5 protein-coding genes and 1 pseudogene are annotated in these 7,057 nt (G+C 63.9%); 1 reads left to right on the top strand and 5 read right to left on the bottom strand.

All coding sequences use genetic code 11. The annotated features are described in order from the left end of the window. Window positions 1-67: 67 nt before the first annotated feature. The 5 genes and pseudogenes from QO011_RS22080 to QO011_RS22060 form a co-directional block, all read right to left on the bottom strand. Window positions 68-253 (bottom strand): annotated as a pseudogene (locus QO011_RS22080) (transposase); the annotation flags it as partial. 223 nt (window positions 254-476) lie between these two features. Beyond that, entirely contained in the window at window positions 477-1,946 is a 1,470-nt protein-coding gene (locus tag QO011_RS22075) for a sugar ABC transporter ATP-binding protein (RefSeq protein ID WP_307276470.1), read from the bottom strand. A 29-nt stretch (window positions 1,947-1,975) separates the two neighbouring features. After that, window positions 1,976-2,965, bottom strand: coding sequence for an ABC transporter permease (locus QO011_RS22070; protein WP_307276468.1), 990 nt, complete (start codon window positions 2,963-2,965; stop codon window positions 1,976-1,978). A 12-nt stretch (window positions 2,966-2,977) separates the two neighbouring features. Beyond that, a complete protein-coding gene (locus QO011_RS22065; RefSeq protein ID WP_307276465.1) occupies window positions 2,978-3,976 on the bottom strand; it encodes an ABC transporter permease in 999 nt (332 codons plus the stop codon). 91 nt (window positions 3,977-4,067) lie between these two features. Further along, the gene (locus QO011_RS22060; protein ID WP_307276462.1) at window positions 4,068-5,015 is read right to left on the bottom strand and encodes a sugar ABC transporter substrate-binding protein; all 948 of its coding nucleotides are present in this window, start codon (window positions 5,013-5,015) and stop codon (window positions 4,068-4,070) included. A gap of 438 nt (window positions 5,016-5,453) precedes the next feature. On the opposite strand from QO011_RS22060, the gene QO011_RS22055 reads away from it, so the two are divergent. After that, complete coding sequence (locus QO011_RS22055) at window positions 5,454-7,055, top strand: ABC transporter substrate-binding protein (RefSeq protein WP_307276459.1); 1,602 nt, start codon at window positions 5,454-5,456, stop codon at window positions 7,053-7,055. The last annotated feature ends 2 nt before the right edge of the window (window positions 7,056-7,057 follow it).

Below are 7,057 nucleotides of genomic sequence, written 5' to 3'. Positions count from 1 at the left end.
CAGGTTGTATGTCGCCTTGAGGATAGCCAGGCCCGCCATCTCAACGCGAATGCGGAGCATTCGTCGTCAGCCGGGTCGGCAGCGGCGGGCGGCCGGGGTCATCGTCGTAGACCGCGCCGAACTGCCTCTCCAGGAAGTGCCAGTCGATCGTCCGCGCCAGCTTCACCAGCGCATGGGCCATGTCGAGGATCTGGTCGAGCCGGGCCCGGAACAGATCGGTCTGGCCGCCCTCCCGCCGTTCTCTCGGACGCATGGCTCGCTCCATCGCCGCCTCGTCGTGACGACGGAATCACGCGCAGAACGCCCCGTCAATTTGCCGGAAATCGCTGTCCACATTCGCGATTTCCGGCAATCGCCAATACTTGGAGAATACGGAAACTCTCCACCCTTCAAAGGGTTGCGAGTTCTTCACAGGCGACTAACGACGGCGAGCCAAAGAGGCCGATGGGAGCTTCCCGATCCGGGTTCCCGGCCTTTCAAGCAATCCCCGAAATCGCCTGGACCAGGCTGCTCTCGTTGGCTTCGGCCGCCGAGAACTCCCGCATGACCCGTCCGTGATACATCGTGACGATGCGATCCGACACGTGCAGGATCTCCGGCATTTCCGACGAGATCACGATGATCGCATAGCCGCCATGGGCAAGCTCGCGGATGAGCTTGTGGATCTCCGCCTTCGAGCCGACATCGATGCCGCGGGTCGGCTCGTCGACGATCAGCAGCCTGGGCTTCATCGCCAGCCACTTTCCGATGACGATCTTCTGCTGATTACCGCCCGAGAGGTTTCGCACCAGCTGGCGCCAACTCGGCGAACGGATGCTCAGCCGCTTCTGATAGGTTTCGTAGATCTCGAGCTCGCCGGCCGACGACAAGAACGGGCCGGCCCGGAGCTTGTCGATCTGCGGCAGGGTGATGTTGTCGCGGCAGTTCATGCCGAGGACCAGGCCCTGCTCCTTGCGGCTTTCGGGGACCAGGGAGATGCCGTGCCGGATCGCGTCGGAGGGCGACCCGACCAGCACGCTCGTGCCGTTCATCAGGATCGTGCCGGCCGTCGGGCGGCGCAACCCGAACAGGGTTTCGGCCAGCTCGCTCCGCCCTGCCCCGATCAGGCCCGAGAACCCGACGACTTCGCCGGCGCGCACCGTGAACGAAACGTCCTGGAAGAGATCACCACAGCACAGTCCGCGCGTCTCCAGCACGATCTCCCCGGGGGCGACGGCCTCTCTGTTCTGCGAATAGTCCAAGGTGCGCCCGATCATCAGGCGCGTCACCTCGGCCTCGTTCGTGCCGGCGGTCTCGAGCGTTCCGCGATAGGTGCCGTCGCGAAGCACGGTGATGCGGTCTGAAATCCGGAAGATCTCTTCCATGCGGTGGGAGATGTAGACGATGCCGACGCCCGCCGCCTTGAGGTCGGCGATGATGTCGAAGAGGACCAGTTTCTCCTGATCCGTCAAAGACGCGGTCGGCTCGTCGAAGATCACGACCTTGGCGTCGACCGTCAGGGCACGGGCGATCTCGACCATCTGCTTGCGGGCGATGGAGAGGTCCGCGACAAGGCTCGTCGACGAGAAATCGCAGTTCAGGCGCTGCAGGATGCCGGCCGTCTGGCGATGCAGCTTGTCCCAGTCGACGAAACCGAGCCTGCGGCGCGGCAAAGCCCCGAGGAAGACGTTCTCCGCGACGGTCAAGTCTTCGACCAGGGACAGCTCCTGGTGGATCAGCACCACGCCGAGCGCCTTCGCTTCAAGCGGAGTCTTCGGCTGCACTTCGCGGCCGTCGATCGCGATCGTACCGGAGTCCGGCACAAACATACCCGCCAGCGTCTTCATCAACGTCGACTTGCCCGCGCCGTTCTCGCCCAGGAGGGCGTGCACCTCGCCTCGCCTGACCTCGAGACTGACGCCGTCGAGGGCGCGAACTGCCGGGAACGTCTTGACGACATCCCGCACCTTCAGGACACACGCGGCTTCGACGTTTGTCATAGCGCCAGCCCCTGCGCACTCTTGCGGCTGAGCTGCTTGTCCAAGGCCAGCACGGCGATGAGGATCACGCCGAGCACGATGAGGACGTAGAAGGACGACACCTGCATGAGGTTCATGCCGTTGCGCAGGATGCCGATGGCCAGGACCCCGCCCAAAGTCCCGATGATGCTGCCGCTGCCCCCGGTCAGCTTGGTCCCGCCGAGGACGATGGCGGTGATCGTCCAGAGCTCGTACTCACGCCCCATGTTCGGCGTCGACGCGCCCATCTGGGTCGAGAGGGCGAGCCCGGCCAAGGCGGCGAAGAAGCCGCCGATCATGAAGTTGATCATCATGTGGGGTCCGACGCGGATTCCGGCATTGATCGCCGCCTCGCGATTGCCGCCGACGGCGTAGGTGTTCCGGCCGTGCACGGTGCGCGACAGCAGCACGTGGATGACGACGGCGCAGGCGAGGAACAGGACGGCGAGGGTCGGCAGCGGTCCGATGCTGCTGGATCCGAAGTCCGAATAGGCGAAGCTGGATGCATAGAAGGATTGCTCGCGGGTGTAGACGAAGACGAGACCGCGCAGGCCGAGCATGGCCCCCAGCGTGACGATGAAGGAATCCACGCCGGTCTTCCAGACGATCAACCCGTTGATGCCGCCGAGCAATGTCCCGCACACGAGGCTGGCCAGCACGGCGACCAGCAAGGACCAATCCCCCATGAACGCGAACATCTCCCACCCCTGGAGATCGACCGCGATGGTGGCGCTCAGCGCCAGGATGGCGCCGACCGACAGGTCGATATTGCCGTTGATCATGACGAGCGTGAGCCCGAGCGCGATCAGCCCGATCGTGGAGGCCTGCACCAGGATGTTCTCGACGTTCTGCAACGCAAAGAAATGATCGGCGGCGAGGCTGAAGAAGACGAATATGACGACGACGAACCCCCATATCGGGTGTCGGGCCAACCATCGGAAGAGGTTGCTGTTCTTCAAGTGAGCCATCGGGTCCTGCTTTCAGGCAATGTGTGACCAGAGCCGGCCGCGCTTCGAGGCCACGTCCAGCCAGACGGTCAGGATGATCACCACGGACGTGACCAGCCATTGCGCGTAGTAGGGAAAGCCCAGCAGGAGCAGCCCGTTCTGGATGAAGCCGAGGATCAGGACACCGATGACGGTCTTGAGCATGTTGCCGGATCCGCCGAGGAGCGAGGTGCCACCGAGGATGACGGCGGAGAGCACCAGAAGCTCGTAGCCTTGCCCGACGTTGTTTTGCGATCCCATGACCCGGCTGCCGAGGATCAGCGCAGAGCAGCCGACCGTGAAGGACGAGATGAGATAGGTGAAGAACACGACGCGGCCGCGGCGGATACCGGAATAAACCGCCGTTCGCGGGTTACCGCCGGTGGCATAAACCTGTCTCCCGAAGGGCAGGTGCGTCAAGAGGATATGCCCCAGCGCAGCGATGCCGAAGAACATGAGGATGGATGTCGGGACACCGAGCACGTCCCCGCGACCGAAGATAGCGAACCAGGTTGCCGACTGGTCGGCGATGTCGACATTCTTCCCGTCGGTGTAGATGAGCGTGATGCCTTGCAGGGTCGAGAGCATCCCGAGCGTCACGATCAACGAATTGAGCCTGAGATACCCCACGAGTATTCCGTTGACGGCGCCGGCGGTGAGCACGGCGCCGAACATCACCAGAATGGCTGCCGAGGGACCGATACGGTCGTGCAGATCGACGACGAGAACCGTGGCCATCGACAACATGGAGCCGACCGAAAGGTCGAGATTGCCGCCGATGACGACCATCGTCACCCCGATGGCCATGACGCCGACAATGCCGATCTGCCGAAGCACGGCCATGATGTTGTCGAATGCGAGGAACCGGTCCGAAAGCAGACCAAAGACGAGCATTGCCGCCACAAAGGCGACCAGGATGCCCTGCTGCGCGAGCAGCCGCCCGAGCGACCAGCCGCCGATCCCCGTCCCGGTTCCCTCTGCCGCCTTGCTCATCAAATCCTCCCGGCAAAACGCGCGGACGTCCACCGCGCCGCCGCTTCTTCTTGCGGCGCAGTGGACTTGACGGCGCCGCTCAGGCCCCGATTCAGAACACCGGCTTGGTGAATTTGTCCATATTGGCCTTGGTGATCTTCGGGGTCTCGAAGTAGTTCAGCTTCGGAACCGTCTTGCCTTGCTTGACGGCAATCGCTGTTGCCAGGGCGGCCTCGGCATCATCGACCGGCGACTGGTAGATCGAGCCGTAATATTCGCCCTTCGCCATGGCGTCGTAGCCGACGGCGAAGTTCGTGGCGCCGACGAACTTGATGCCGGCTGCCCGGTTCGCGGCCTTCGCGGCGTTCAAGGCGCCGACACCCATGTTGTCGTCGCCCGAGTAGACGCCGTCGATCTTGTCGTACTTCACCAGGAAGGCTTCCATCACGCGCTGCGACTTCTCGCGATTCCAGTCGCCGGGCTGTGTCTCGAGGATCTTCACGCCGGGGCAGGTCTTGGCGAGCTGGTCCTCGAAGCCCTTCTCGCGCTCGATGGCGGTGGTATAGCCCGGCTGGCCCGAGATCTGGACGATCTGGCCCTTGCCGCCGAGCGCTTCGCACATCAGCTCGGCCGCAGAGGCGCCCTGCTGGATGTTGTTGGGGCCGGAGAAGGCGGCGATGAAGCCGAGGCCGTCGGCGGCGATGTTCGAATTGGTCACCACGACCGGGATGCCCGCCTGGTGTGCCTTGCGCACGACCGGGACGACCGCTTTGCCGTCCGTCGGCCAGATGATGATGACGTCGACCTTCTGCTGGATGAGATCCTGCATCTGGCCGATCTGACGAGCGACGTCGCCGCCGGCGTCGAGCACGACGGTCTCGACGTCGGGGTTCTTCGCGGCCGCCGCCTTGAATGCCTTCTCGTACGTGGTCTGGTAGCTGTCGACGCCGACATTGTTCTGCGTGATGCCGATCTTGATCTTGTCGGCGTGCGCGGCACTGGCCGTCCCGACAATCGCGAGAGCTGCGGCGGCCGAGACCCATTTGCTCGTCTTAGGCATAGTCTTCCTCCAGGCCGATAATCGTTGGCACTCAGGGCCCCGGCGGCTTTCCCAGCCGCATCATGCGAGACGCTCAGGCCACTTTAGCTTGCCGATTTCCCGCTGCGGTTCCGCACCATTTTTGTCCGCTATGAACACTCGAGTATCCATATTGGATAACTTCGCGGTGATGGTGCCGCGTCGAATTGGACAGACTGAGGGAGTTGGCCCGTGCCAGACGCAAAATCTCGAGGACCGGGCGCAGGCGCGCCGGCGTTGCCACGCGGCCGCGTGACCAGAATGGAAGCGAGAGCGCGAACAGAGGGAAGGGAGGGCGGCGCAGGCGCACTATCACACGACACTCGAACCGAGATCCTCTCGACGATCACGTTCCTGGAAGACTTCGGAGCTGAACTGGAAAGCTCTTTCGAATTGTCGTCGCCTAACCCTTATGTTGCTATGGCTGCACACCTCATCCGACATCACATCGAAGGGAAATCCGTCACCCAGACCTCGCTGCTGGCGGCTTCCGGCGTGCCCTATGCCACCGCGATGCGGCGGCTCAAGGATCTCTCCGCGGCAGGCTTCGTGGAGATGCGCGCCCGGACGCGGGCTGGCAAGGGCGTGTCGCTGCATCCGAGCGCCCGTCTGATCGAGTCGTGGACGCGCCTGGCGCAACGCGTTCGGCGCATCGCCCTGCAGAACTTCGGCGACAAGTCGAGCATCGCCGTGCGCGACTTCTATTTCGGCGGCTCCTACATGCACGGGCACTCGATCCAGACGCCGCGCGCGCTGGCCGAGCCGCTGACGCTCGCAGGTGGCCTGCGCATCCTCGTCCATGGCGATCCGACGTTCATGGTCATGGAGAACCTCAAGCGTCAATTCGAGCTGATCATCGGATGCAAGATCCATCAGCGCGCCTTCTCGATCGATCGTCTGCGCGAGGAAGCCCTGCGCAACGTCGAACGCAAGGCGAGCCGCTACGACATCATCGCCGTCGACCTGCCCTGGCTCGGCGAATTCGTGGCCAAGGGCGTGCTCGCGCCGCTCGACGAGATCATGGATATCGGCCGGCTCGACCCTCCCGACTTCCACACTGCGGGTTGGCGGGCGACGCATTGGGCGGGCAGACCGTATGGCGTGCCGAGCCAGACCACGCCTGAGCTCCTGTTCTATCGAAAAGACCTGTTCGCGGAGGCGGGGCTCGAGCCGCCCCAGACGGTCGAGGGGGTCTTGCGGGCCGCTCGGATCCTGCACAAGCCAGCCCAAGGGCGCTACGGGATCGCGTGGAATGCGGCGCGCGGCACGGCCCTCGGCCATACGTTCATGATGACGTGCGCCGATTTCGGGCAGCCGATCCTGAACCTCGAGCCGATCGCCGGCGGGTTCGACGCCGATCGGCTGGATCGCGACGGATTGCGGATCACCATCGACACGGACGGTGGCTTGGAGGCGGCCGAATATCTGCGAAGCCTCCTGTCGTTTTCGCCGCCGGATATTCTGTCGATGTCGTGGTACGAGCGGATCCGCCCCTATGCGGCGGGCAAGGTGGCGTTGGCCTACGGCTATACGCTGCTCGCGCCATATTTCGAGCTCAACCCCAATTCCCCGGCCTATGGCCAGACGGGGTATTTGCCGCACCCGTCCGGCCAGCGCGACGGCCATCCCATCGCGCCGGTGGGCGGCTATATGCTCGGCATCCCCGCCAACATCGCGCCGGAGCGCAGGAACGAGGCCGTCGAGGCGCTTATCGCCTTCACCTCGCCGGAGGCACAGAAGCTCTACGTCGTCAACGGAAGCCGGACGGCCCCTCGCTATTCGGTCGGCTCCGATCCGGAAGTGCGGAGCCTGTCGAGCATCTTCGAGGCCGTCGACGCGATGTCCTGGCGCGACGAATTGCAGTTCTGGCCCCGGCCGCCGGTGCCCGAGATCTCTGACGTCATTCAGATCTGCGGTGAGGAGATGCACGACATGCTGCGTGGCCTGATCCCGCCCAGGCAGGCGCTCAGAAGGGCCCAGGAGAGGGCCGATCAACTCACGCAAAACAGATCTTCAAGCTAGGA

This window comes from Labrys wisconsinensis (genome assembly GCF_030814995.1).
GTDB lineage: Bacteria > Pseudomonadota > Alphaproteobacteria > Rhizobiales > Labraceae > Labrys > Labrys wisconsinensis.
This window is presented reverse-complemented; position numbering and strand designations above follow the sequence as displayed.